Source organism: Shinella zoogloeoides (assembly GCF_022682305.1).
Taxonomy (GTDB): Bacteria; Pseudomonadota; Alphaproteobacteria; order Rhizobiales; family Rhizobiaceae; genus Shinella; species Shinella zoogloeoides_B.
Genome location: NZ_CP093528.1, coordinates 946856 through 971498, shown reverse-complemented (window position 1 = coordinate 971498; position 24643 = coordinate 946856). Strand labels below are relative to the sequence as shown.

General features: G+C 64.5%; 21 protein-coding genes. 16 read left to right on the top strand and 5 right to left on the bottom strand.

Annotated features, from left to right (window positions below; translation table 11 throughout):
* Positions 1-18: 18 nt before the first annotated feature.
* On the bottom strand, positions 19-3357 hold the full coding sequence (locus tag MOE34_RS04865; RefSeq protein ID WP_242221547.1) for a caspase family protein: 3339 nt from the start codon (positions 3355-3357) through the stop codon (positions 19-21).
* A gap of 202 nt (positions 3358-3559) precedes the next feature.
* Here MOE34_RS04865 and MOE34_RS04860 point away from each other — a divergent pair, with 202 nt between their 5' ends.
* From MOE34_RS04860 to iolB, 5 genes are all read left to right on the top strand, one after another.
* The gene (locus MOE34_RS04860; protein ID WP_242221545.1) at positions 3560-4423 is read left to right on the top strand and encodes a MurR/RpiR family transcriptional regulator; all 864 of its coding nucleotides are present in this window, start codon (positions 3560-3562) and stop codon (positions 4421-4423) included.
* A gap of 75 nt (positions 4424-4498) precedes the next feature.
* Entirely contained in the window at positions 4499-6421 is a 1923-nt protein-coding gene (locus MOE34_RS04855) for a bifunctional 5-dehydro-2-deoxygluconokinase/5-dehydro-2-deoxyphosphogluconate aldolase (protein WP_242221543.1), read from the top strand.
* A gap of 24 nt (positions 6422-6445) precedes the next feature.
* A complete protein-coding gene (iolD, locus tag MOE34_RS04850; protein ID WP_242221541.1) occupies positions 6446-8296 on the top strand; it encodes a 3D-(3,5/4)-trihydroxycyclohexane-1,2-dione acylhydrolase (decyclizing) in 1851 nt (616 codons plus the stop codon).
* Between the two features lie 114 nt (positions 8297-8410).
* A complete protein-coding gene (iolE, locus tag MOE34_RS04845; RefSeq protein ID WP_242221539.1) occupies positions 8411-9328 on the top strand; it encodes a myo-inosose-2 dehydratase in 918 nt (305 codons plus the stop codon).
* Between the two features lie 9 nt (positions 9329-9337).
* Positions 9338-10132: a 5-deoxy-glucuronate isomerase gene (gene iolB, locus MOE34_RS04840; protein ID WP_242221537.1), complete on the top strand. Its 795-nt coding sequence runs from the start codon at positions 9338-9340 to the stop codon at positions 10130-10132.
* 227 nt (positions 10133-10359) lie between these two features.
* Here the strand turns inward: iolB and MOE34_RS04835 are convergent, their stop codons facing one another.
* Entirely contained in the window at positions 10360-11388 is a 1029-nt protein-coding gene (locus MOE34_RS04835; RefSeq protein WP_242221535.1) for an extracellular catalytic domain type 1 short-chain-length polyhydroxyalkanoate depolymerase, read from the bottom strand.
* Between the two features lie 230 nt (positions 11389-11618).
* Between MOE34_RS04835 and MOE34_RS04830 the strand changes: the two genes are divergently transcribed.
* The 4 genes from MOE34_RS04830 (at position 11619) to MOE34_RS04815 (ending at position 15100) form a co-directional block, all read left to right on the top strand.
* A complete protein-coding gene (locus MOE34_RS04830; protein WP_242221533.1) occupies positions 11619-12842 on the top strand; it encodes an acyl-CoA dehydrogenase in 1224 nt (407 codons plus the stop codon).
* A gap of 119 nt (positions 12843-12961) precedes the next feature.
* Entirely contained in the window at positions 12962-13318 is a 357-nt protein-coding gene (locus MOE34_RS04825; protein WP_242221531.1) for a hypothetical protein, read from the top strand.
* A 120-nt stretch (positions 13319-13438) separates the two neighbouring features.
* Positions 13439-13867: a PilZ domain-containing protein gene (locus tag MOE34_RS04820; RefSeq protein WP_242221529.1), complete on the top strand. Its 429-nt coding sequence runs from the start codon at positions 13439-13441 to the stop codon at positions 13865-13867.
* 111 nt (positions 13868-13978) lie between these two features.
* A complete protein-coding gene (locus MOE34_RS04815) occupies positions 13979-15100 on the top strand; it encodes a pyridoxal phosphate-dependent aminotransferase (RefSeq protein ID WP_242221526.1) in 1122 nt (373 codons plus the stop codon).
* Between the two features lie 63 nt (positions 15101-15163).
* Here MOE34_RS04815 and MOE34_RS04810 read toward each other — a convergent pair whose 3' ends face one another.
* Positions 15164-15433 carry an SEL1-like repeat protein gene (locus tag MOE34_RS04810; RefSeq protein ID WP_242221524.1) on the bottom strand — a complete coding sequence of 90 codons (270 nt, stop codon included), beginning with the start codon at positions 15431-15433 and terminating at the stop codon, positions 15164-15166.
* A 443-nt stretch (positions 15434-15876) separates the two neighbouring features.
* On the opposite strand from MOE34_RS04810, the gene MOE34_RS04805 reads away from it, so the two are divergent.
* The 5 genes from MOE34_RS04805 (at position 15877) to MOE34_RS04785 (ending at position 18879) form a co-directional block, all read left to right on the top strand.
* Positions 15877-16215, top strand: coding sequence for a DUF2147 domain-containing protein (locus tag MOE34_RS04805; RefSeq protein ID WP_242221522.1), 339 nt, complete (start codon positions 15877-15879; stop codon positions 16213-16215).
* 286 nt (positions 16216-16501) lie between these two features.
* The gene (locus MOE34_RS04800; protein WP_170299440.1) at positions 16502-16666 is read left to right on the top strand and encodes a hypothetical protein; all 165 of its coding nucleotides are present in this window, start codon (positions 16502-16504) and stop codon (positions 16664-16666) included.
* 31 nt (positions 16667-16697) lie between these two features.
* A complete protein-coding gene (locus tag MOE34_RS04795; RefSeq protein ID WP_170299454.1) occupies positions 16698-16874 on the top strand; it encodes a hypothetical protein in 177 nt (58 codons plus the stop codon).
* 121 nt (positions 16875-16995) lie between these two features.
* A complete protein-coding gene (locus MOE34_RS04790; RefSeq protein ID WP_242221520.1) occupies positions 16996-17316 on the top strand; it encodes a YnfA family protein in 321 nt (106 codons plus the stop codon).
* A gap of 60 nt (positions 17317-17376) precedes the next feature.
* Positions 17377-18879, top strand: a complete 1503-nt coding sequence (locus MOE34_RS04785; RefSeq protein ID WP_242221518.1) for an AMP nucleosidase — start codon at positions 17377-17379, stop codon at positions 18877-18879.
* A gap of 60 nt (positions 18880-18939) precedes the next feature.
* Here MOE34_RS04785 and MOE34_RS04780 read toward each other — a convergent pair whose 3' ends face one another.
* On the bottom strand, positions 18940-20313 hold the full coding sequence (locus MOE34_RS04780) for an aspartate aminotransferase family protein (protein WP_242221515.1): 1374 nt from the start codon (positions 20311-20313) through the stop codon (positions 18940-18942).
* Between the two features lie 149 nt (positions 20314-20462).
* Here MOE34_RS04780 and MOE34_RS04775 point away from each other — a divergent pair, with 149 nt between their 5' ends.
* Positions 20463-21833, top strand: a complete 1371-nt coding sequence (locus MOE34_RS04775) for a glutamine synthetase family protein (RefSeq protein WP_242221513.1) — start codon at positions 20463-20465, stop codon at positions 21831-21833.
* 176 nt (positions 21834-22009) lie between these two features.
* On the opposite strand, the gene MOE34_RS04770 is transcribed toward MOE34_RS04775, so the two are convergent.
* The gene (locus MOE34_RS04770; protein ID WP_242221511.1) at positions 22010-22948 is read right to left on the bottom strand and encodes a diacylglycerol/lipid kinase family protein; all 939 of its coding nucleotides are present in this window, start codon (positions 22946-22948) and stop codon (positions 22010-22012) included.
* Positions 22949-23336: 388 nt separating this feature from the next.
* Between MOE34_RS04770 and MOE34_RS04765 the strand changes: the two genes are divergently transcribed.
* Positions 23337-24575, top strand: coding sequence for an MFS transporter (locus MOE34_RS04765; protein ID WP_242221509.1), 1239 nt, complete (start codon positions 23337-23339; stop codon positions 24573-24575).
* Positions 24576-24643: the final 68 nt, after the last annotated feature.

The following is a 24643-nucleotide window of genomic DNA, read 5'->3' as shown; positions in this document are numbered from 1 at the left end:
CGCTTTCGTGTTCCCGACTCAGGTGCGGGAGGCGAGACGGTCGATCGCGTTTTGCGTCGAGGCGCCGAAGTCGCCGTCGATGGGGCCGTCGTAGTAGCCGCGGGACTTGAGAAGCTGCTGGAACTCCTTGCGGAACTGCGGCGTGAAGTTCGCCGGCGCGCCCTTGAGCTCCTGCAGCTTGGCCTGATCGCCGCCCTCGATGCTGGCGGCGGCCCAGCGGGCGGCCTCCCGGGCGTTGGCGCGGGTGCCGAGGCCCTGGTCGTAGAGGCGGGAGAGGTTACCCATGGCGTAGGTGTTGCCGCCATTGGCCGCCTTCTCGTACCAGTCGCGGGCCTGGGCATAGTCCTGCTTCACGCCGTTGCCGGCGTCGTAGAGCCAGCCGATGGAGGCCATCGAATAGTAATCGTTCTGCGCGGCGGCCATCTCGTACCATTTGCGCGCCTCGGCGTAATCGACCGCGACGCCGAGGCCGGACTGATAGGCGTAGCCGACCGAGGACATGGCGTTGATATCGCCGCCTGCCGCGCCCTTCTTGTACCAGTCGAGCGAGAGGTTGTAGTCGCGCGCCGTGCCGAGGCCCTCGCGGTAGAGCCAGCCCACGCTGGCCTGGGCATTGGCATAGCCCTGCTCGGCCGCCTTGCTGTACCACTTGAAGGCTTCGCCATAGTCCTTGCGCGTGCCGTTGTAGCCTTCGCGGTAGAGCCAGGCGAGCGAGGCCTGGGCATAGGCGTTGCCGGCATTGGCGGCCTGCTCGAACATGCGGGTGCCCTTGGCCATGTCGGCCGCGCCGTCCGTGCCGTAGATCGAGTACCAGGCCAGGTTCGTCAGGGCGTAGAGGTTCCCCTCGTCAGCAGCCTTCTGGTAGTTCTCGCGCGCCTTCGGATAATTGCGCGCGGCGTCATGGGCACGGCCCAGCATGTTGCGGATCGAATTGTCCGACGGGCTGGCGGCGAGCGCCGCTTCGCAAACCGGAATCGCGCGACCGTAATCGATTTGCGCGAAGAGCTTGCCGACGAAGCCCGGGCGCACATTCGGTTCTCCGGCAAGCTCGTAGCATTGCTCGGCATCCGAACCGCTGAGGACGACCGCGGACTGGCCGGTGGTGGTCGTCGTCGTCGACAGCGACGCGCTATCGTTGCGGCCGGTGGCGAGCTTGTCGATTGCCGCCAGCGTCGCCGCACCGAATTCGCCATCCGACGCGCCGCTGTAATAGCCGCGCTCGCGCAGGAGGTTCTGCATTTCCTGACGGAAGGCAACGGTGAAGTTGCCGGGCGTGTCCTTCAGCTCCTTCAGCTTGTTGGGATCGCCGCTCTCGATGCTGGCGGCGGCCCAGCGGACGGCCTCCTTCGCGTCGGCCGGCGTGCCGAGGCCCTGATCGTAGAGGCGGGAGAGGTTGCCCATGGCATAGGCGCTGCCGGCATTGGCGGCCTTTTCATACCAGTAGCGGGCTTCCACATAATCCTGCTTCACGCCGTTGCCGACGTCATAGAGCCAGGCGAGCGAGGCCATGGAGTAGGAATCGCCGATATTGGCGGCCTTCTCGTACCAGACCTTGGCCTCGGCATAGTTCTGCGGCGTGCCGAGACCATTCTGGTAGGCCCAGCCGAGCGAGGACATGGCGTTGGCGTCACCCGCATCGGCCGCCTTGCGATACCAGGCGAGCGACTGGACATAATCCTGCGAGACGCCGAGGCCTTCGCGATGGAACCAGCCCATCGTCGCCATGGCATTGGCATAGCCCTGGTTGGCCGACTGCTGATACCACTTCACCGCCTCGTCATAGTCCTGGCGCGTGCCGCCATAGCCTTCGCGGTAGATCCAGCCGAGCGAAGCCTGGGCATAGGAGTTGCCGGCAATCGCGCCCTTCTCGAACATCGACAGGCCCTTCGCCACGTCGACGGGACTGTCCGTGCCATAGATCGAGAACCAGGCGAGGTTGGTGAGCGCATACATGTTGCCCAGCTCGATCGCCTTCTCATAGGTGCGGCGGGCTTCGACATAGTTGCGGTCGGCATCGTGCGCGCGGCCGAGCAGGTTCACGAGCATGCCGTCGGAGGGGTTCTCGTTGACGGCCTGCGCGCAGGCGGTGAGCGCCCGCTTGGCGTCGATCTTCAGGAAATTGACGCCCATGAAGCCGGGCAGCGACTGCGGTTCGCCGGCAAGCAGGAAGCAATCACGCGAGGCGGCCGTTTCCTTGGAGGCGACATCGACGCTGAGGCCCTTCTTCGGCTCCAGCGCGGCGATGAGGTGTTCGGCGTCGCTGCGGTGCCGGCTGTCCGGATAGCGCTCGATGAAGCGCTGGAGGGCGGCGGCATCGGTCGATTCCTTCAGGGCCTCCCAGGCGATGCTTGCCGCATCCTGTCCCTCGTTCTGCGTGGCTTCCTTGAGGCTGGCGAGCTTCTTTTCCGCCAGCATCTTGTAGACCGGGTCCTTGCCGTGCTTGACGATGAAGGCGTTGATCAGGTCCTCGTCGGCGAGGTCGCGGATGTTCTGCCAGTCGGCCGCCGCTTCCGACTGGCCGTTCGGCGAGACTTCCTGCGTGTTGCCGCTGTTGGTGATGTTGATGTTCACTTCCTTGATGTTCAGGAAGATCTGCGCGCCGCCGAGCGAACCGTAGACGAAGGGCTCCTGCTCACGGTTGGTGGCTTCCACCACCTCGTCGCGCACCTTGCCGAGCGCAATGCGCACATCGAGGCCGGGTTCGGTGAGGTATTTGGAGAGCGCGGTGGCGAAGGGACTGTTCCTGCCCTCCCCGTCCAGCGCCACCGTGCCGGCCTTGGAGGCGAAGGCGATCAGCGTATCGGCCGATTCCGGCTCGACGCGGGCAAGGCCGCGCGCGACGGCGCGGGTGCCGATCGAGCGCGTCATCGACTGGGCGAAGGGATTGTTGCGGCAGGCATCGAGAATGAAGAGCTTCAGCTTCTTGGCGCCCTCCAGCGAGCGCTGCACGCGGTCGATGGCGACGCTCTCGTCCTCCACGTCGCGGTCGCTCTTCAGCGCCGCATCGACGGGGATGAGGTAATTGATCCCGTTCATCTCCATGGCGTGGCCGGAATAGTAGACCACCGCCATTTCCGCATCCACCGCCTCGTCCTCGAACTCGCGCAGCGCCCGCACCATGGCGCCGCGGTCGAGATCGAACACGGTCTTGACGCTGTCGAAACCCGCCTCCTTGAACGAGGCGCGCATCAGCTCCACGTCGTTCGCAGGATTATTGAGCTGGGCCGTCTCTTCGTATTTCTGGTTGCCGATCAGCAGCGCAACGCGTTTCGCCTCAGCGGCGCCCGCATTGAACACGACGACAGCGACAGACACGAAGAAGACCGGCGCCCAACGTTTCTGCATTCGCTTGAACATGCCCTTCCCTCCGGCATTATTGCCGAGAGTATTACGTATGGCATGGGGCGTTTCAATGTAGGACCGGCCGGATTTTTTGGTCAGCGCACCACCCTCCCCGCTGCCCCGTGGAGGAAAGATCTGGAACCGAAACTATCTTTTCCTGAAATTTGGAATATTCATTTCGCCACGCGAGATCGGCCGCAACAGGGAGGACAGGTCCATGAGCAGCAGCGAAGCCGCCCCGGCGCGCGGTCCCCGTGATTTCGACAGCCTGCGCGGCGTGATCATCGAGCGCAAGGAGACGATGCCGAAACGGCTGGCGCAGGTCGCGGCCTATGCGCTCTCCAACCCGGACGAGATGGCCTTCGGAACCGCCGCGAGCATTGCGACGGCGGCCGATGTGCAGCCCTCCACGCTGGTGCGTCTTGCCCATCACCTCGGCTATGAGGGGTTTTCCGACCTGCAGAGCGTTTTTCGCGCCCGGCTGCGGGATCGCACGCTTTCCTACGAGGAGCGCCTGCTTTCGCTGGAAGCGGGACCGGCGGCCAACAGCGATACGGAGTTGCTGTCCGGCTTCCTGGCCGCCGCCAGCCAGTCCGTCGCACGGCTCGCCAGCGCCATCGACGGTGAAGCCTTCTCCAGATCCGTCGACTTGCTTGCCCGCGCTGAGACCATCTATCTCGTGGCCAAGCGCCGCTCCTATCCGCTGACCGCGCATATCGCCTATGCCTTCGGCAAGCTCGGCATCCGCCACCAGATCATCGCCTCGCCGAACGGCATCGACCCGGAGATCGCGCAATTCGCGACGGACAGGGACGCCGTGATCGCCGCCAGCTTCGCGCCCTATGCTGCCGAAAGCCTGGCGCAGGCGCAGGAACTGGCCGGGCGGGGCGTGCCGATCGTCGCCATCACCGATTCGGTCTTCTCTCCCCTCGCCGCCACCGCCACCCACTGGATCGAGGTGTCCGAGGCCGATTACGCCGGCTTCCGCTCCCTCTCCGCCTCCATGGCGCTCGCCATGGCCCTGCCTGTCGCCATAGCGGAGCGCCGCCGCAGCCTGAAGCGCACAACCAAAACGGAATGAATATTCCGAATTGACAGAATAATGGAATTCATGTTTCATTTTCCCGCCATGACGCCACACGACCGGGAGGAAGACATGCCCCATGACGAACAGACGAAGACGCTCGACGTCATCACCATCGGCCGTTCGTCCGTCGATCTTTACGGCCAGCAGCTCGGCACGCGCCTGGAAGACACGGCGTCCTTCGCCAAGTCCGTCGGTGGCTGCCCGGCCAATATCGCCATCGGCACCGCGCGCCTCGGCCTGAAGTCCGCGCTCATCACGCGCGTCGGCAACGAACAGATGGGTCGCTTCATCCGCGAGCAATCGGCGCGCGAGGGCGTGAATGTCGAGGGAATCGGCACCGACAGGGAACGGCTGACGGCGCTCGTGCTGCTCGCCATCGAATCCGAGGGCGTCTCGCCGATGATCTTCGTGCGCACGGACTGCGCCGACATGGCGCTCGACGAGAGCGACGTGGACGAGACCTTCGTGCGCTCCTCGCGCGCCGTGCTCGTGTCAGGCACGCATTTCTCCCGCCCCAACACCGAGGCCGCGCAGCGCAAGGCGATCCGTGTCGCGAAGCAGAGCGGCGGCAAGGTGATCTTCGACATCGACTATCGCCCGAACCTCTGGGGCCTTGCCGGCCATGCCGAGGGTTTCGAGCGCTATGTAAAGTCCGACCGTGTCTCCGCCATCCTGAAATCCGTGCTGCCGGATTGCGACCTCATCGTCGGCACCGAGGAGGAGATCATGATCGCCTCGGGTGCGGACGACGTGCTGTCCTCGCTGAAGGCGATCCGCGCGGTTTCCGCCGCCACCATCGTTCTCAAGCGCGGCGCGATGGGCTGCATCGTCTATGACGGGCCGATCTCCGACGATCTGGAAGACGGCGTGGTCGGACAGGGCTTTCCCATCGAGGTCTATAATGTGCTCGGCGCGGGCGACGCCTTCATGTCCGGCTTCCTGCGCGGCTGGCTGACGGGCAAGGATCACGCGACCTCCGCCACCTGGGCCAATGCCTGCGGCGCGTTCGCCGTCTCGCGCCTGCTCTGCTCGCCGGAATATCCGAGCTGGGAGGAGCTGCAATTCTTCCTGAAGAACGGCAGCAAACACCGGGCGCTGCGCAAGGACGAGGCGATCAACCACATTCACTGGGCGACGAACCGCAAGGCGGGCGGCATTCCGCTGCTGATGGCGCTCGCCTGCGACCACCGCATGCAGCTTGTCGACGTCGCGGACGAACTCGGCGTGCCGCATGAGCGGATTTCGCAGTTCAAGCGCCTCACTGTAGAAGCGGCCGCGCGCGTCGCCGAGGGGCGGCCGGGCTATGGCATGCTGATCGACGAGCGCTTCGGCCGCGAGGCCTTCTTCGATGCCGCCACCAAGAATTTCTCGTGGCTCGGCCGGCCGGTCGAGCTGCCCGGCTCCAAGCCGCTGCGCTTCGAGTTCAGCCAGGATATCGGCTCGCAGCTCGTGGAATGGCCGCTCGACCATTGCATCAAGTGCCTTTGCTTCTACCATCCCGATGATCCGGCCGCGCTCAAGCAGGAGCAGCAGGAGAAGCTGCGCACACTTTTCGAGGCCGCGCGCCGCGTCGGGCGCGAACTGCTGGTCGAGATCATCACCGGCAAGAACGGGCCGCTGAAGGACGATACGGTCTCGACGGCGTTGCAGGAGCTTTACGACCTCGGCATCAGGCCGGACTGGTGGAAGCTGGAGCCGCAGGCTTCCGCCGAGGCATGGCGGAACATCGAGGCGGTGATTGCGAAAAACGATGCCTATTGCCGTGGTATCGTGCTGCTCGGCCTCGAAGCGCCGGCGGAGGAACTGGTCAGGGCTTTTGAAGCGACGAAGGTGGCTCCGGCTGTCAAAGGTTTTGCCGTGGGCCGCACGATCTTCGCCGATGCGGCGCGGGCGTGGATGGCCGGCAGGATGGACGACGAGGCGGCGATCGTCGACATGGCCGGCCGTTTCCGCACGCTCACCGATGCGTGGCTGCGCACGCGCGGGCTTTAAAGAAAGACATTTGGGAGGAAGACGATGGGCAAGACGATCCGGCTGACGATGGCGCAGGCCGTCGCGCATTTCCTGAAGGCGCAGATGACCGTCGTGGACGGCAGGAAGATGCCGATCTTCGCCGGTGTCTGGGCCATTTTCGGCCATGGCAACGTCGCGGGCATGGGCGAAGCGCTCTACCAAGTGCGCGAGGCACTGCCGACGCTGCGCGCCCATAACGAACAGGGCATGGCCCACGCCGCCGTCGCCTTCGCCAAGGCGAGTTTTCGCCAGCGCGTGATGGCCTGCACGACCTCCATCGGCCCCGGCGCGCTCAACATGGTGACGGCGGCCGGCGTCGCGCATGTCAACCGCCTGCCCGTCCTGTTCCTGCCCGGCGACGTCTTCGCCAACCGCATTCCCGACCCGGTGCTCCAGCAGATCGAGGATTTCGGCGACGGCACCGTTTCCGTCAACGACGCCTTCCGTTGCGTCTCGCGCTATTTCGACCGCATCACCCGCCCCGAGCAGATCATCCCGGCGCTGAAGCGGGCCATGCAGGTACTGACCGATCCCGTCGATTGCGGTCCGGTGACGCTCTCGCTCTGCCAGGATGTACAGGCGGAAGCCTACGACTATCCGGCGAGCCTCTTTGCGGAGAAGGTCTGGACGCAGCGCCGTCCGCGCCCGGACAGCGATGAGCTGGCCGCCGCCATCGAGACCCTGCGCAAGGCGGAAAAGCCGCTGATCATCGCCGGCGGCGGCGTGCTCTATTCGCAGGCGACCGCCGAGCTGAAGGCCTTTGCCGGCCTGCATGGCATTCCGGTCGCCGTCACCCAGGCGGGCAAGTCGGCGCTGCCGGACGACCATCCGCTCTGCATGGGGTCCATCGGCGTCACCGGCACCTCGGCCGCCAATGCCTTTGCCGAGGAGGCGGACGTCATCCTCGCCGTCGGCACGCGCATGCAGGATTTCACGACCGGCTCCTGGGCGCTCTTCAAGAATGAAAACGTGAAGATGATCGGCCTCAACACCGCCCTCTTCGACGCGGCGAAACATGACAGCCAGCCGCTCGTCGCCGATGCGCGCGAGGGGCTGACGCTGCTTTCCGAGGCGCTTGGTGGCTGGAAGGCCCCCGCTTCGGTGGAGGTTGCGGCGAAGGCCCGCAAGGAGGCGTGGATAGCGGCGGCAAACAGGGCGACTGCCGCGAGCAATGCCGCCCTTCCCTCCGATGCACAGGTCATCGGCGCGGTTCAGCGCACGATCGGCGGGGAGAATTCCGTGCTCGTCTGTGCGGCCGGCGGGCTTCCGGGCGAATTGCACAAGCTCTGGCAGGCCCGGAAGCCGGGCGGCTACCATATGGAATACGGCTTCTCCTGCATGGGCTACGAGATCGCCGGGGCGCTCGGCGTCAAGCTGGCGCGGCCGGAGGCGGATGTCGTCGTCATGGTCGGCGACGGCTCCTACATGATGATGAATTCCGAGCTTTCGACCTCGATCATGCTCGGCAAGAAGCTGACGGTCGTCGTGCTCGACAATCGCGGCTACGGCTGCATCAACCGCCTGCAGATGGGCACCGGCGGTGCGAACTTCAACAACCTGCTCAAGGACGCGATGATCGAGACCATGCCGGATATCGATTTCCGCGCCCACGCCGAGAGCATGGGAGCCGTCGCCGTCAAGGTTTCCTCCATCGCGGACCTCGAAACGGCGATCCAGCAAAGCAAGGGCAACGACCGGACCTCGGTCATCGTCATCGACACCGACCCGCTGGTGACGACGCAGGAGGGCGGCCACTGGTGGGACGTCGCCGTGCCGGAGGTCAGCCCGCGGGCCGAGGTCAACAAGGCGCGCGAGACCTATGTGAAGGCACGCTCGGCGCAGAGCCTCGGTTAGGGATCGCCAACGCCCCCTCCTCTCCGTCATCCTCGGGCTTGTCCCGAGGATGACGGAGAGGAGGAAAGGAGAAACAATCTATCGGAAGGCCGGCGCCTTCCCAAGGAGACCCAGATGAAAGCCAAACTCGGCATGTCGCCCATCGCCTGGTGGAACGACGACCTTCCCGAACTCAGCGACGACGTCTCGCTCGAGGAGTGCCTTCGCCAGTCGCGCAGCGCCGGCTTCACCGGCATGGAACAGGGCCGCCGTTTCCCGGGCACCCCCGAGGAGATGCTGCCGATCCTGCGCGCGGCCGACGTGACGCTGTGCGGCGGGTGGTTCTCCGGGACGCTGGTCGACGAGGAGCTTGCCGTCAACAAGGACCGCATCGCGCCGATGATCGAACTGTTCAAGGCCGTCGATGCGCCCTGCATCGTCTATGGCGAGGTCGGCCGTTCCATCCAGGGCGACCGTTCCCGGCCGCTCGCCACCAAGCCGCGCCTTTCCGACGATGAAATGAAGGCCTATGGCCGGAAGCTGACGGAATTCGGCGAATGGTGCGCAGAACAGGGCATGCCCCTCTCCTACCACCATCACATGGCTGCCGTGGTGGAGACCGAGCCGGAACTCGACGCCTTCATGAGGGCCTCCGGCGAAGGCATTCCGCTGCTGCTCGATGCCGGACACCTCGCCTTTGCCGGCGGCGATGTGCTGCGCGCCATCGACAATCACCATGCCCGCATCAACCATGTGCATGTGAAGGATATCCGCCGCTCCGTGGTCGACGGGCTCGACCGCAACCGGCAATCCTTCCTCGACGCCGTGGCGCTCGGCGCCTTCACCGTGCCGGGCGACGGCTCGCTGGATTTCGGCGCCATCGTGCAGCGCTTCGCGGATTACGGCTACGAGGGCTGGTTCGTCGTGGAGGCCGAGCAGGATCCGCGCAAGGCCCCGCCTCAGAGGATGGCGGAGGTCGGCCATGCCGAATTGATGCGCGTGATGACCGCGGCGGGCTATACTGTCGAAACGCAAGGCTTTGCGAAAGGATAGGAGAAACCCATGCCGAAGCTCCTCGTCAAACCCGAAGGCAGGCACGGCCGCGTCAGTCATGTGACGCCGGAAAGCGCCGGCTGGACCTATGTCGGCTTCGACCTGCACCGCATGAAGCCCGGCGAGATCGTCGCGGCGGAGACCGGAAGCCGCGAAGTCTGCCTCGTGTGGATTTCCGGCAAGGGCAAGGCGACGGCGGGCGGTGAGGATTTCGGCGTCCTCGGCGAGCGCATGACGCCCTTCGAGGGCGCGCCGCACGCGCTCTATGTTCCGGCCGATGCCAACTGGTCGGTGACGGCGGAAACCGATCTGGAGCTTGCCGTCTGCTCGGCCCCGGGCGGCGGCGATTATAGGGCGAAAGCCATTCCGCCGGGCACCCATCCAAAGCTTTCACGCGGCAAGGGTTCTAATGTCCGTCACGTGCACAACATCATGCCGGAGGACGACAATTCGGCCCATTCCCTGCTCGTGGTGGAGGTAATCACCCCAAGCGGCAACACGTCGTCCTATCCCTCGCACAAGCACGACCGGGACGACCTGCCCAACGAAAGCCTGCTGGAAGAGACCTATTACCACCGACTCAACCCGCCCCAGGGCTTTGCCTTCCAGCGCGTCTATACGGACGACCGCTCGCTGGACGAGGCAATGGCGGTGGAGGACGGCGACGTGACGCTGGTGCCGAAGGGGTATCACCCCTGCGCGACCATCCACGGCTACGATCTCTATTATCTCAATGTGATGGCCGGGCCGAAGCGGGTGTGGAAATTCCACAATGCGAAGGAGCATGAGTGGCTGCTGGGGTGAACTCTCGCGAGATCGCCTCCCTTTGGACGGACCAGCCCCATGCTGTCACTCCGCCTATGCCGGCGGCCCCTCATCCGGCCTGCCGGCCACCTTCTCCCCGCAAGCGGGGAGAAGGAATATGCCGCACCCTTTTCCCAAACCAATGGGCATGCTCAGGGCAAGTCCCCTCTCCCCGCTTGCGGGGAGAGGGTTAGGGTGAGGGGCAACCGGAAAGGAAGGCGTAGGTTCTATCGCTTCCACTTCCGCGTCAAACCCCACGCCTTGGCAATCTCCAGCGTCGAGGAAAACCCTGCCTCCAGCATGAACGGTTCGGTGGAGAGGGCATAACCGCCGCCCTCGCCGGAAAGCACCGGCGTGCCGTGGCCCATGCCGTCGACCTCGTGGAAGGTGACGAGCGGCTTGCCGTCCTTGTCGGGCCAGATGCGGGTGCGGCGGCCCTTCATGCGTTTCTCCACGAAGGCGTCCTTCGGCAGGCGGTAGAGGTCGCGCCATTGCTCGACGAGGGCGATGCCGTTGGAGAGGGAAACGGTGTCGTCGGCCGTGCCGTGCCAGATGGAGATGGCCGGCTTGCGCGCGATACGGGGGGAAACCGTGCGGACGAGATCGGACCATTCGCGCGCGGTGCGCTCCGGGGCCTCCCCCATGGCGTCGAAGGCGCGGGTGGCGTCGCGGGCGGCAGCGAAGGGCAGGCCCGCAATGATTGCGCCGGCGGAAAAGAGTTCCGGGTAGTTCGCCAGCATGGCGGCGGTCATGGCACCGCCGGCGGAAAGACCAGTGACGAAAATGCGCTCCGGGTCGCTGCCGGCCTGCGCCGCCGCATGGGCGATCATCTGGCGGATCGACATCAGCTCGCCGCGGTCACGCGTCACCTCGCTCGGGCGGAACCAGGTGAAACAGAGGCGCGGATTGTTCGCCTCGCGTTGCTGGGCATAGACGACGGTAAAGCCGCGTTCCTCGGCAAGCGACGCCCAGCCGGCCGCACGATCGTAGCTTTCGGCGTCCTGCCGGCAGCCATGCAACACCAGAACCAGCGGACGGCCGGCGGGAAGGCCCTCCGGCTTATGCCAGAACATGCGCAGGCTGCCGGGATTGCTGCCGAAATCCGCGACCTCGACAAGGGGCGACGTGTCCGCCGGGCGACGGCGGGCGGCGGGAGCCTTGCGCTCGGATGGGCGGTGGAATGGCCAGAGCAGGTCGCCCAGCCGTATCTCGGTCGGCGCCAGCCGCTCGACCGACCTCTTGAAGCGGTCCCGCATGCTTGGCCTCTCTTTCTCGGAATTGCTCATTGTCAGACTACATGCGCGTTGCGAAGGGCACGAACAAGGCAAAAAGGCGGTTTCACACGGCAAGCGCTCATTCTGCCGGCTCATGAGGGCATTCATAAATAGCCAAAGCGTTCGTCGCTCGCTTTCGTTCCCGCTCTTTCGGAGAACAAGAAGCTGATGTAGCACTTCTGCAACGACAAACCCGCGACAGGACGGAAACAATGAGCGAGCATCACAGCGCCACTCCGGAACAGGCCCGCGCCAAGATGGCGCCCTTCGACTGGGCCGATCCCTTCCTCCTCGAGGATCAGCTGACCGACGAAGAGCGCATGATCCGCGATACGGCCCGCGCCTATTGCCAGGACAAGCTCGCCTCGCGCGTCACCGAAGCCAACCGCCATGAAGTGTTCCACCGTGAAATCATGAGCGAGATGGGCGAACTCGGCCTGCTCGGCCCGACCGTGCCGGAGGAATACGGCGGCGTCGGCGCCAACTACGTCTCCTACGGCCTCGTCGCCCGCGAAGTCGAGCGCGTCGATTCCGGTTACCGCTCGGCCATGTCCGTGCAGTCCTCGCTGGTCATGCATCCGATCTTCGCCTACGGCACGGAAGAGACCCGCAAGAAGTATCTCCCCAAGCTCGCCTCCGGCGAATGGGTCGGCTGCTTCGGCCTGACCGAGCCGGACCATGGCTCGGACCCCTCCTCCATGATCACCCGCGCCAAGAAGGTCGACGGCGGCTACCTGATCTCGGGCGCCAAGAACTGGATCACCAATTCGCCGATCGCCGACGTCGCGGTCGTCTGGGCCAAGTCCGACGCGCATGACGGCAAGATCAAGGGCTTCGTGCTGGAACGCGGCATGAAGGGCTTCGAGACGCCGAAGATCGAGGGCAAGTTCTCGCTGCGCGCCTCCGTCACCGGCATGATCATGATGCAGGACGTCTTCGTTCCCGAAGAGAACCTGCTGCCGGAAGTCGCCGGCCTTGCCGGTCCGTTCGGCTGCCTTAACCGCGCCCGCTACGGCATCGCCTGGGGCGCGATGGGCGCCGCCGAGTTCTGCTGGCACGCTGCCCGCCAGTACACGCTCGATCGCAAGCAGTTCGGCAAGCCGCTCGCCGCCACCCAGCTCATCCAGAAGAAGCTGGCCGACATGGAGACGGAAATCTCGCTCGGCCTGCAGGGCGCGCTGCGCCTCGGCCGTCTGTTCGACGAGCACCGCGCCCCGGCCGAGCTGATCTCGCTGATGAAGCGCAACAATTGCGGCAAGGCGCTCGACATCGCCCGCGTTTCCCGCGACATGCACGGCGGCAACGGCGTTTCCGACGAATACGGCGTCATCCGCCACGTCATGAACCTGGAAGCCGTCAACACCTACGAGGGCACGCACGACATCCACGCGCTGATCCTCGGCCGTGCCCAGACGGGCCTGCAGGCCTTCCAGTAAGCCATTCCAAACTTCACGGTTTCCAGCGGCCGCTCGTTAAAATACGAGCGGCCGTTTTCATGTCTTATCAATCCCGTTTCGATACAGTTGAAACCCGGCAACATAAGCGGGAGGGAACCATGCCCCTCGAAACCGTCCACGAGCAGCTTCACCTGCGTCACCCCAAGCGCAGCTTCGTCCAGTATCGCCTCGACAAGCCCGGCTTCGTCACTCCGATCGGCCATCACCTCAGCACGTCGCTGCGCTATACCTGTCTCATCCGCAGCATTTCGAGCGCGGGCGCGGTGTTGTCGATCAACAAGACGCTGACGCTGCCGGAAAATTTCTACCTGGAGATCCAGGGCATTCGCGACGAGATCCCCTGCACGGAGTTCAAGCGCGACGGCGAGGAGATGGTCGTGCGCTTCAACATGTTCCTCGACCAGGACTTCCTGAACATGGTGCTCGGCCGCCAGGCCGAAACGCAGGATGCCTGAGGCCGCCGCAAGAAAATCCGGCCCGTTAAACTTTTAAGGATTTGCTTCAACGAAACAAAATACTCGCCTGCGACACTCCGTCCATCTGTCGGACATGATGTCCCAAGCGGGAGTGTGGCAATGAGCATCGGTACCGACCAGCGGTCCGCCGCAGGACTTTACGAGCGTAAATGGGAACGCTTTGCCGTCAACCGGCAGGGCATGCTGATGACGGTGGGCTTCGACCTTGCCGCTCCCAAGATGCGGAGCTGCAAGCTCATGGACATTTCGCGGGGCGGCGCGAGCTTCACCGTCACCACGACCATCGGCCTGCCGCTGCACTATTACCTCTCCATCGTGGGCGTCGCCTCGCGCATCGGCTGTGCAGAGGTCTACCGCAACGACAGCCGCATCGGCGTGCAGTTCATCAAGGAGATCGACGAGGAGCTGCTGCATACCATCGTGCGCTCCGACTATTTCACGGGCGGCGTCAATGGCGGCCCGAAGAAGGACGAGCGGCGTTACATGGTGGGCGTGGAAAAAGGCCGTCTCGGCTCTGCCGTCACCTGAACGTTTCGCCTTCCCGCTTTATTGGATAGGGTGCCCGCGGAAGATCGATTCCGCGGGCATTTCCGTCCGGCGGGCGCTTCCCCACCGTTCCACCCGTTTCCAGGCGCTTCCATGTCCGCATTCTCCCGCTTCACCGCCCTCGCCCAGACCCTGCCCTCCACGGTGCCTTTCGTCGGGCCGGAGGCCATAGAGCGAAATCGCGGCCTTGCCGTGCAGGCGCGCATCGGCGCGAACGAAAGCGGCTTCGGCCCCGCGCCCTCCGTGCTGGAGGCCATGCGCGCGGCGGCGGAAACGACGTGGATGTACAGCGATCCGGAGAATTTCGAGCTGCGCGAGGCGCTTGCGCTGGCCCATGGCATCTCGCGCGACAATATCGCCATAGGCGGTGGCATCGACGGGCTGCTCGGCGAGATCGCGCGGCTCATCATCGAGCCGGGCACGCCGGTCGTCACCTCGCTCGGCGGGTATCCGACCTTCAACTATCATGTGAACGGGTTTGGCGGGCGGCTCGTCACCGTGCCTTATATCGGCGACAGGGAGGACCTGGGCGGTCTTCTGGACGCCGTGCGCCTCGAGAATGCGCCGCTCGTCTACTTCGCCAATCCGGACAATCCGATGGGAAGCTGGTGGGACGCCGACAGCGTCGTCTCCTTCGCGCGGGCGCTACCGGAAACGACGCTGCTCATTCTCGACGAAGCCTATGGCGAGACCGCGCCGGCCGGCACCATTCCGGCGATAAGCGCGCTTATCGGCCAGCCGAACGTGCTGCGCATGCGCACATTCTCGAAGGCCTACGGCCTGGCCGGCGCGCGGGTCGGCTATGCGATCGGCACGCTCGGCAATGCCGAGGCTTTCGACAAGATCCGAAATCATTTCGGCATGGCCCGGGTTTCGGTTCAGGCGGCGCTCGCCGCGCTGAAGGACCAGGCCTATCTTGCGGATGTCATCGCCCGCATCGGCGCATCCCGCGACCGCATCTCGGGGATCGCCCGTTCCAATGGCCTGCTGCCGCTCGCCTCCGCCACCAATTTCGTCACCGTCGATTGTGGCCGGGACGGCATTCGCGCCAAGGCCATCGTCGATGGATTGATGGAACACGGCGTCTTCATCCGCATGCCGGGCATCGCCCCCCTCAACCGATGCATCCGCATCAGCGTCGGACCGGAAAAGGATATGGCGTTGCTGGAGGCGGCATTGCCGGGGGTTCTGAAGGCAGTAGGCAGTAGGCAGTAGGCAGTAGGCAGTAGGAAAAATACTCCCCTATTGCCTACTGGCTAATTCCTAATTCCCCATTTCTCAGTGAACCGTCATCCACTCGCGGGCGGCGCGCAGCGCCAGGGCGAGATCGGTCTTGGTCATCGTCGCGGCAAGGTCGGCGCGCAGCTCGGCTGCACGTTCACAACCCTTGATAGCGGCGATATTGAGCCACTTGTGCGCCTGGATGACATCGATATCGCAGCCGCGGCCCGTGGCATACATCAGGCCCATGTCGCAGAAGATTTCGGCGCGGTTCTCGCCGCCCATCATGGCGGCCGTTTCGGTGTTCTGAAAATCAAAGCGTGCCATTTCGATTGTCCCTGTCTGACTTGGTTTACTGCTTTAGTATCCTGTTTTACCTGCCCTTTCGGGCCTCCTCGGGAGCCTGCCGTCTTGTGCGGCCTTGGTCTTCCTTCAGAGTTTTGCGGCGCGGTTTTCCGTGCTCGTCTTATGGCTCCACTATGCCGTGGGCCTTTCAAAATGCGCTTAAAATGCATGCTTAATTTGAAACGAACAAAATCCAAACGCTTGGTAAAATTGGACTTTCGTTAAACATCGCACCCCTTGGAAACCGCCGCATTCGCTTAAAAATTTACGGATTGTTCAACCGGCGATTTCAACCTTTCGCTAACCACGGCAAGCGAGGGCCGTTTTCCGGCACACCGATTTTCACCGCAAACCGGTCTTCCGGCGTATTTACCTTTACGTGTGCGTAAGATATATTCCGGCTCTCATTCTGGAGGAGGAAGAGAATGAAACTGAGGACATGGATTGCCGCCGCCCTTCTGACCGTGCCGGGCGTCGCTCTTGCCGCCGAGCCGATCGAGGGCAACTGGAAGACGGCAAGCGGCGCGACCGCCGCTATCGCGAAATGCGGCGGCAGCTTCTGCATCACCCTGAAGACGGGCAAGCACGCCGGCAAGAGCATCGGCAAGCTGGCAGGCGCTGGCGCCGACTACAGCGGTTCGATCACCGATCCCGAAACGGACAAGACCTATAGCGGCTCCGGTACGGTCAACGGCAATTCCCTGCGCATGAAGGGCTGCGTGCTCGCGGTGCTCTGCAAGTCGCAGACCTGGACGCGGCTCTGACGGGAGAAACCGGGGCGCAATCTCCGGGAAACGCATCATTTTGAAGCCGGTGCGATGCGCCGGCTTTTTTTATTTCGGCACAGATTTCCGCCGAGATCGACGCCACACTTTTAAAACAATTTAAGCCACTGTTTTTTCAGTATTTTGCAAACTGCATAAATCCACCGATCCTCGAAAATCCGGATCACAACTTTCCTGAACGGGAGATGAACCGGCCTCTCAGGGATCGTTCAGTCCCGGAGTGCGACAACGGGTACACCGAAACACATGGATGAGGGACAACACCATGGACATCCTCGCACGCCGCCTCACGATCATTACCCTCCTGATGGCCGTCTTCGCCATCATGCTGGCCGCCGCCGTCGAGACCGACTATCGCCGCAACACGCACAACGACGCCGGCAAGCTCGTCGCCTGCTCGGCGCCCGGCATGTGCCGCGCCGCGCTCTGATCCCGACGCCCTGACGCCCGGAGCCACGACGATGACCGCCACCCTGCTGCGCACCTCCGCCACCGCCCTGCGCATCCTCGCCCTTTCGGCCATGATGATCGGTCCCGTCGGCGCACTTGCCTGGAGCAATGCAGGCAGCCTCGGCATCACGAAGAAAGGCGCCGGCCTCGTGCTCTTCGTCACCCTCCAGCGCCAGTCGATGAGCTGATATCCCGCGCAGGCGCTTTCGCGCATTCCCGCAGGCATGCCGCGCCCCGCACTTTTACCGGCAACGCGCGGGCGATCCGTGCTAGACCGGGCAGGCTCCCCGCCAATGCCCGGAACGCCGAATGAAATCCCTTCTCGTCTTTTCCATAGCCGCCCTTGCAGAAATTGCCGGATGCTTCGCCTTCTGGGCCTGGTGGCGGCTCGACAAATCCGCTCTCTGGCTGCTACCCGGCATGGTCTCGCTCGCCCTCTTCGGCTGGCTGCTGACCCAGGCCGACAGCGCCTTTGCCGGCCGCGCCTATGCGGCCTATGGCGGGGTCTATATCGCCGCCTCCCTGCTATGGCTGTGGTTTGCCGAAGGCATGCGTCCCGACCGCTTCGACGTGGCGGGCGCCGCGCTGGCACTGGCGGGCGCGGGCGTCATCCTGGCGGCCCCGCGATAGGGCTTGCGGGCGCGCGCGACTTGTCGTTTGCTTGTCAAATAACAACACCTATAGTGATTCATGAGCAAACGAATCTTCTCTCCCAAGCCGCTTTCCTTCGCCACGCCGGAACCCTACGAAGCCCGATCCTTCGACGATCCGGTCGCTGCCGTCGATGCCCTCGAGGACCTCTATAATCGCAACACGACGTTCCTGACCGCGGCCTTCACCGCACTCGGCGAGAACGGCACGCCCGACAAGCGTTTCCGCGCCTGCTATCCGCAGGTCAGCATCGAGACGACCAGCTTCGGCCATGTCGATTCCCGCCTCTCCTACGGCTATGTCGCCTCGCCGGGCATCTACACGACCACGATCACCCGTCCCAAGCTCTTCCGCCATTACCTCAAGGAACAGCTCGGCCTGCTGATGCGCAATCACGGCGTCCGGGTCTTCGTCTCCGAATCGACGACGCCGATCCCGCTGCACTTCGCCTTCGGGGAAGGCGCCCATGTGGAGGCGCAGGTCGCCGAGAGCATCGAGCTGCCGCTGCGCGACCTCTTCGACGCGCCGGACCTCACCAACACCGACGACGAGATCGCCAACGGCGCCTATGAGCCCGGCCCGGGCGAGCCTTCGCCGCTCGCCCCCTTCACCGCCCAGCGCATCGACTATTCGCTGGCCCGCCTCAGCCACTACACGGCCACCAGCGCCAACCACTTCCAGAATTTCGTGCTCTTCACGAACTACCAGTTCTATGTCGACGAATTCTGCGAGTGGGCGCGCCAGCAGATGGCCGAGGGCGGCAATGGCTACACGGCCTTCATCGAGCCGGGCAACATCATCACGCCCGCCGGCTCCGACCGGCCCGAGCCGAACATCACGCCCGGCCGCCTGCCGCAGATGCCGGCCTACCACATCAAGAAGAAGGGCCATGGCGGCATCACGCTCGTCAATATCGGCGTCGGCCCCTCCAACGCCAAGACGATCACCGACCACATCGCCGTGCTGCGCCCGCATGCCTGGCTGATGCTCGGCCATTGCGCCGGCCTTCGCAACAGCCAGACGCTCGGCGACTACGTGCTCGCCCACGCCTATGTGCGCGAGGACCACGTCCTCGACGACGATCTGCCGGTCTGGGTGCCGATTCCGGCGCTTGCCGAGGTGCAGGTGGCGCTGGAAAGCGCGGTGGAGGAGGTGACGGGCCTCGAAGGCTACGACCTCAAGCGCATCATGCGCACCGGCACCGTGGCCACCATCGACAACCGCAACTGGGAACTGCGCGACCAGCGCGGCCCGGTGAAGCGCCTCTCCCAGTCCCGCGCCATCGCGCTCGACATGGAATCGGCCACCATCGCCGCCAACGGCTTCCGCTTCCGCGTGCCCTACGGCACGCTGCTGTGCGTTTCCGACAAGCCGCTGCACGGCGAACTGAAGCTGCCGGGCATGGCGACGGCCTTCTACCGCACGCAGGTCAACCAGCACCTGCGCATCGGCATCCGTGCCCTGGAAAAACTCGCCGGCATGCCGCCGGAGAAGCTGCATTCACGCAAGCTGAGGAGCTTCTTCGAGACGGCGTTCCAGTGACGGCCGCAAGATGCTTGAGGATATGAAAAAGGGGCGGAAATTCCGCCCCTTTGTTTTTCGTCAGGCCGTCATCACTTTCCACGCATGCTCCAGCCCCTTGCGCGTGATATCGATCATCTGATCGACCTCGGCATGGGTGATGACGAGCGGCGGGGAGAAGAGCATGCGGTCGCCGGTGGCGCGCAGGACGAGGCCGTTTTCGAGGCAATGGTTGCGCACGGTGACGCCGGCCTTTTCCTTGTCCTCGAAGCGCTTGCGGGTCGCCTTGTCCTCGGCGAGCTGGACGGCGGCCATCAGGCCGACCTGCTGGACCTGGCCGACGATCGGCAGGTCTTCCAGCGACTTGAGGCCGGCGGCAAGGTAGGGGCCGATATCGTCGTGGACGCGCTCGACGAGCTTTTCATCCTCGATGATGCGCAGGTTCTCCAGCGCCGCGGCGGCGCAGACCGGGTGGCCGGAATAGGTGAAGCCGTGGTTGAAGTCGCCCACTTCCTCGACCAGCACGTTGCCGACGCGGTCGGAGACCATGACGCCGCCGATGGGCAGGTAGCCGGAGGAAAGGCCCTTGGCGATGGGCGCAAGGTCCGGCTCCACGCCGAAATGCTGGTGGCCGAACCAGTGGCCGGTGCGGCCGAAGCCGCAGATCACTTCATCGCAGACGAGCAGGATGTTGCGCGCCTTGCAGATGCGGGCGATTTCCGGCCAGTAAGTGGCCGGCGGTACGATGACGCCGCCCGCACCCTGGATCGGCTCGGCGACGAAGGCGGCGACATTGTCCTCACCGAGTTCGTCAATCTTCTCCTCCAGCTGGCGGGCCATCTTCAGGCCGAATTCGTCGGACGTCAGGTCGCCGCCCTCACCGTACCAGAAGGGCTGGTCGATATGGTGGATGCCGGCGATCGGCAAGTCGCCCTGCTCGTGCATCCACTTCATGCCGCCGAGCGAGGCGCCGGCGACGGTGGAGCCGTGATAGCCATTCTTGCGGGCAATGATCGCCTTCTTGGTCGGCTTGCCCATGGCGCCCCAATAGACGCGGGCCATGCGGAACCAGGTGTCGTTGGCTTCCGAGCCGGAACCGGTGAAGAAGACACGGTTGATGTTCGGGCCGGCATGGGAGGTGATCTTCTGGGCAAGCAGCACGGCCGGCGGCGTCGTGGTGCCGAAGAAGGTGTTGTAATAGGGCAGCTCGTTCATCTGGCGGACGACGGCGTCGGCGATCTCCTTGCGGCCATAGCCGATATTGACGCACCACAGGCCCGCGAAGCCATCGAGATAGCGCTTGCCGTGATTGTCGAAGATGTAGGAGCCTTCGCCGCGCTCGATGATGCGCGTGCCGGCCGCGTTCAGCTTCTTCATGTCCGAGAAGGGATGAAGATGGTGGGCGGCATCGAGGGCACCGAGGTTTGAAACGGCTGCTGCGCTGGTCTTCGACATTTGACTACATCCTTGGGGGTAGGTCCCGCCTTATTGAACGGCGGGACAGAATGGGTTACGAAAATGCCCATACAACAGGCATTTGGCAAGAGATCGAGCACACGCAAAATTTCCTGTCCTTGCTTCCCGCCAAACCAAAAGCAGGCACCATGACAAACGACAAGAAGGCAGCCGGTTCGCCGTCCGCCAATGCCCCCACCGATGCCCCGGCCCGTATCGAAATCCTCCTCGTCGGCATGAACGGCGACCTGCGCGGCAAGCAGGTTCCGCCGGAAGGCGAGAAGAAGATCTGGGACGGTTCGGTGCGCCTGCCCTCCTCCACCCAGTCGCTCGATATCTGGGGCGACGACAACGACGACATCACGGGCCTTTCCCTTTCCGTCGGCGACCCGGACGGCGTTTGCATTCCCGACCGCCGCTCGCTGACCGTCCTGCCCTGGGCGCCGGAAGGCTCGCGCCAGGTGCTCGCCACCATGCACGAATTCGACGGCACCGCCTCCTTCATGGACCCGCGCGCCATTCTCGCGCGCATGCTGAAGCGTTTCGAGGACAGGGGCCTGACACCAGTCGTCGCGACGGAGCTTGAATTCTATGTGGTCGAGGACGACTGGCGCGAGACGGGCAAGCCGCGTCCGCCGGCAGCGCTGATGTATCGCGACGAGCCGAACGGCTTCCAGCTCTACGACATGCGCGCGACGGATGCGCTCGACGGCTATCTCCAGACCGTGCGGGCCTGGGCGAAGGCCATGGACCTGCCGGCGGACGCGACGACCGCGGAATTCGGCCCCGGCCAGTTCGAGATCAACCTGCTGCACCGGCCCGATGCGCTGGCCGCCGCCGACGATTGCATCTACCTGAAGCGCATTGCCGAACAGGCCGCCCCCCGCTTCGGCCTGAAATCCACCTGCATGGCCAAGCCCTATGCGGATCATGCGGGTTCCGGCCTGCATGTCCATTGCAGCGTCATCGACAAGGAAGGCAAGAACATTCTCGACGCCAAGGGCGGCGAGCCGACGAAGCTGAAGTCGATCTGCGCCGGCATGCTGCAGACGATGCGCGATGCGCAGCTCGTCTTCGCGCCCTTCGCCAACTCCTACCGCCGCTTCCAGCCGGGTTCCTTCGCGCCGGTCGACCTCACCTGGGGCTTCGGCCATCGCGGCACCGCCATCCGCATCCCGGACAAGGACGGCCCGGCGGCGCGCGTCGAGCATCGCGTGGCGGGCGCGGACGTCAATCCCTACCTGCTGCTGACGGCGATCCTCGGCGGCATCCTGCTCGGCCTCGACAACGACCTCGACCCGGGTCCTGTGACGGAACCGGGCAAGGAGGTGCCGGACGCAAAGCGCCTGACGCACGACTTCCTGACGGCCGTGGAGGAATTCTCCGCCTCGCCCTTCATCAAGGATGCCTTCGGCGCGGAATACCAGAAGCTCTACGGCGACACGAAGCGCAAGGAGGCGATCACCTACCTGCGCACGGTCTCGGATTTCGATTACCAGACCTATCTGCCGCGAATTTAAGGGTTGGGGGCAGACGTTGCCCCCTCATCCGGCCTGCCGGCCACCTTCTCCCCGCAAGCGGGGAGAAGGGAATATGCCGCGCGGGCTTCCCAACCAATGACGATGCGTGGGGCAAGTCCCCTCTCCCCGCCTGCGGGGAGAGGGTTAGGGTGAGAGGCCGCCCCGAAACCCTCGCTTCAAGCCGCCGCCGGCTCAGTCGTCGCCATGGCCTCCGCCTGCACCTTCGGCACCATCACCTTCAGTTCACCGGGATGCAGCCGGATCGAGACGTCGCGGTCCATCGGCAGCAATTCGCCGTCGATGACGCAATTGATGGCCCGGTCGACCTTCGGGAAATGCAACTCCACCTCCGTGCCGGTCATTTCCGTCACATCGGCATTCTCGCGCAGCTTGCCGCGCAGGATATCGAAGGCGAGCTTTGCAACGCCCGCTGGCTTCAGCGGATTGGTCGTGTAGAAGCCGAGATGGCCGCCCGTCAGGTCGTCGGCATAGAGCAGGCCGTTTTCGCCGAAGCGGTTGTTGGAGACGTTGATGGCCGAGACCGTCCGGTGCTCCTCGACGCCATCGACATTGAATTCCACCTCGAATTCCGGCGGATCGAGGATGACGCCGAGGGCGGCGCGGGTGTTGGCGGCGATCTTGCCGAGGCGCGAGCGGTAGGTCATGGCGTTGCGCAGGCGCACCATGCGAGCATGCAGGCCGGCGGAGAACTGGTGCACGAAGGCGCGGTCGTCCGCCGTGCCGATATCGGCGGCCGCGATGTCGCCATCGGCAAGGGCGTCGATGGCCTGCCAGATGTCGAGCGGGATCCTCAGCGAGCGCGCGAAAAGGTTCATCGTGCCGGCAGGAACGATGCCGAGCGGCATCCGGCTTTGCCAGGCGAGGCCGGCCGCGGCCGAGACGGTGCCGTCGCCGCCGCCCGCCAGCATCGCGTCGAGATCGGTGCGGTCCGCGCAGCGGCGCAACGACATCTCGATATCGGTTCCCTCGACGATATCGCAGTCGAGATGGTGCCCCGCCTCGGCGAAGACCTTTTCCGCGTGACGCGCATAGGCCTCCATGTCGGTGGTGCGGAACGTCCCTCCGTCCCTGTTGAAAATCGCCTGTACTCTCATTCCCATACTCCGCGTGACGGCCGAGAACGCCTGTGCCGTCATTAGATAGTCGAGAAAGCGGCGATTAACAGGCGAGCGCGAAACAGGGGGCAAGAAATCGTGAACGGGACATTCCCGATGAGGTGAAAAATCACAGTAGGCATCGCGGCGCGGTTTGATATAATGCAAGCTGGTCGCGTGCGTCGGGAGAGAGCGCCCGCCGGCCGGTTTTACCTTTCCTATCGCGGCCATTCCGGCCGAACCAGTCCGCATCAGCAGCCAGGAGGAGTGGCCGCCCGTGTAAGGGCTCGTCGCCGGCTTGCCCGTGTGGGCCATCTGTTTGTCTTCTACGATTCCGAACGCAGATCGCTTGGCGCTCTTGCCGGAATTATCCTTGCGGAGCCGCCTCGTGTCCGAACATCCCCTGCCCGACGCCGCCCTCTCCTCCGGGCAGCCGCCGCTTTCGGCGCTTACCGTCACCCTGATCATCCTGGCGCTTGCCGTCGGCAGCTTCGGCATCGGCACGGGCGAGTTCGCCATCATGGGCCTGCTGCCGGATGTCGCGGCCACCTTCGGCGTGACGACCGCCGAAGCCGGCTATGTCATCAGCGCCTATGCGCTTGGCGTGGTGGTGGGCGCGCCGGTCATCGCCGTCATCGGCGCGCGCTATCGCCGCCGCGACCTGCTGCTGGTGCTGATGGGGCTTTTCGCGGCCGGCAACCTTGCCAGCGCCGTCGCGCCGACCTTCCGGAGCTTCATGCTGCTGCGCTTCCTCTCCGGCCTGCCACATGGCGCCTATTTCGGCGTCGCCGCCCTCGTCGCCGCCTCCATGGTGCCGGTCAACAGGCGCACACAGGCGGTCGGCAAGGTCATGCTGGGCCTCACAGTCGCCACGCTGATCGGCACGCCGCTCGCCGCCTTCTTCGGCCAGCTCCTCGACTGGCAGTACATGTTCGCCGCCGTCGGCGTCACCGGGCTTCTGACCGTCCTGCTGATCGCGATCTTCCTGCCGCGCGACAAGGCCCCGAAGGGCATCAACGCACTGACCGAGCTTTCGGCCCTCAAGCGCAAGCAGGTCTGGTTGACGCTCGGCATCGCGGCGACCGGCTTCTGCGGCATGTTCGCTGTCTTCACCTATATCTCGCCGATCGTCACCGAGGTCGCGGGCCTCGATGTCGGCATGGTTCCGGTCATCATGGCGATCTTCGGCTGCGGCATGATCGTCGGCAACATTTTTGGCGCGAAGCTCGCCGACCTGTCGCTGATGCGCACCATCGGCTGGTCGCTGGTGCTTTATTTCTTCGTGCTGGTCAGCCTGTCGCTGACGGCGCACAATCCGATCCTGCTCGGCCTCTGCTGCTTCCTCATCGGCTGCAGCTTCGTCGTCGGCCCCGCCCTCCAGACACGCCTGATGGATGTCGCCGGCAATGCGCAGACGCTCGCCGCCGCGCTCAACCATTCGGCCTTCAATGTCGCCAACGCGCTCGGCGCGCTCTTCGGCGGCATGGCGATCACCGCCGGCTACGGCTATGGCTCGATGGGCTTCGTGGGCGCGGCAACGGCCGTCGTCGGCTTCGGCATCTTCCTCCTGTCGCTGTCGCTGGAGAGGATGGACCGAGCGGAAACGCCGGCCTGTCCGGCGGAATGACCGTCTTGTCGAGGCAATGAAAAAGGGCGTCCGAGGCTTTCGCCGGGCGCCCTTTTTTGCTGGCCGGA

Bases quoted from the DNA above. Each gene is read 5' to 3' on its own strand.
- MOE34_RS04865 (WP_242221547.1), bottom strand. From the start codon at position 3,357: ATGTTCAAGCGAATGCAGAAACGTTGGGCGCCGGTCTTCTTCGTGTCT.
- MOE34_RS04860 (WP_242221545.1), top strand. From the start codon at position 3,560: ATGAGCAGCAGCGAAGCCGCCCCGGCGCGCGGTCCCCGTGATTTCGAC.
- MOE34_RS04855 (WP_242221543.1), top strand. From the start codon at position 4,499: ATGCCCCATGACGAACAGACGAAGACGCTCGACGTCATCACCATCGGC.
- iolD (WP_242221541.1), top strand. From the start codon at position 6,446: ATGGGCAAGACGATCCGGCTGACGATGGCGCAGGCCGTCGCGCATTTC.
- iolE (WP_242221539.1), top strand. From the start codon at position 8,411: ATGAAAGCCAAACTCGGCATGTCGCCCATCGCCTGGTGGAACGACGAC.
- iolB (WP_242221537.1), top strand. From the start codon at position 9,338: ATGCCGAAGCTCCTCGTCAAACCCGAAGGCAGGCACGGCCGCGTCAGT.
- MOE34_RS04835 (WP_242221535.1), bottom strand. From the start codon at position 11,388: ATGCGGGACCGCTTCAAGAGGTCGGTCGAGCGGCTGGCGCCGACCGAG.
- MOE34_RS04830 (WP_242221533.1), top strand. From the start codon at position 11,619: ATGAGCGAGCATCACAGCGCCACTCCGGAACAGGCCCGCGCCAAGATG.
- MOE34_RS04825 (WP_242221531.1), top strand. From the start codon at position 12,962: ATGCCCCTCGAAACCGTCCACGAGCAGCTTCACCTGCGTCACCCCAAG.
- MOE34_RS04820 (WP_242221529.1), top strand. From the start codon at position 13,439: ATGAGCATCGGTACCGACCAGCGGTCCGCCGCAGGACTTTACGAGCGT.
- MOE34_RS04815 (WP_242221526.1), top strand. From the start codon at position 13,979: ATGTCCGCATTCTCCCGCTTCACCGCCCTCGCCCAGACCCTGCCCTCC.
- MOE34_RS04810 (WP_242221524.1), bottom strand. From the start codon at position 15,433: ATGGCACGCTTTGATTTTCAGAACACCGAAACGGCCGCCATGATGGGC.
- MOE34_RS04805 (WP_242221522.1), top strand. From the start codon at position 15,877: ATGAAACTGAGGACATGGATTGCCGCCGCCCTTCTGACCGTGCCGGGC.
- MOE34_RS04800 (WP_170299440.1), top strand. From the start codon at position 16,502: ATGGACATCCTCGCACGCCGCCTCACGATCATTACCCTCCTGATGGCC.
- MOE34_RS04795 (WP_170299454.1), top strand. From the start codon at position 16,698: ATGACCGCCACCCTGCTGCGCACCTCCGCCACCGCCCTGCGCATCCTC.
- MOE34_RS04790 (WP_242221520.1), top strand. From the start codon at position 16,996: ATGAAATCCCTTCTCGTCTTTTCCATAGCCGCCCTTGCAGAAATTGCC.
- MOE34_RS04785 (WP_242221518.1), top strand. From the start codon at position 17,377: ATGAGCAAACGAATCTTCTCTCCCAAGCCGCTTTCCTTCGCCACGCCG.
- MOE34_RS04780 (WP_242221515.1), bottom strand. From the start codon at position 20,313: ATGTCGAAGACCAGCGCAGCAGCCGTTTCAAACCTCGGTGCCCTCGAT.
- MOE34_RS04775 (WP_242221513.1), top strand. From the start codon at position 20,463: ATGACAAACGACAAGAAGGCAGCCGGTTCGCCGTCCGCCAATGCCCCC.
- MOE34_RS04770 (WP_242221511.1), bottom strand. From the start codon at position 22,948: ATGAGAGTACAGGCGATTTTCAACAGGGACGGAGGGACGTTCCGCACC.